Source organism: Pseudomonas helleri, from assembly GCF_009600315.1.
GTDB lineage: Bacteria > Pseudomonadota > Gammaproteobacteria > Pseudomonadales > Pseudomonadaceae > Aquipseudomonas > Aquipseudomonas helleri_A.
In genome coordinates this window covers 1-237 of the sequence record NZ_WIWC01000199.1, presented here as the reverse complement: position 1 = coordinate 237, position 237 = coordinate 1, and the positions used below count along the sequence as shown (strand labels likewise).

1 pseudogene is annotated in these 237 nt (G+C 61.2%); it reads left to right on the top strand.

Features of this window, described 5'->3' with window-relative positions:
* A pseudogene (locus tag GHN86_RS23305) lies at window positions 1-237 on the top strand (IS30 family transposase); the annotation flags it as partial.

The following is a 237-nucleotide window of genomic DNA, read 5'->3' as shown; positions in this document are numbered from 1 at the left end:
CGATCTATAACGCGATCTATGCCCTGCCGGTCGGTGAACTGCGCAAGGAGCTGATCATCTGCCTGCGGCAAAGCAAGACGACACGCCGACCGCGCTCTGGTGGTGTGGATCGGCGCGGCCAGATTCCCGAGATGGTCAGCATCCATGTGCGCCCACCGGAGATCGAAGACCGGCTGATGCCAGGGCATTGGGAAGGCGACTTGATCAAGGGCAAAGCCAACGCCTCGTGTGTAGGCA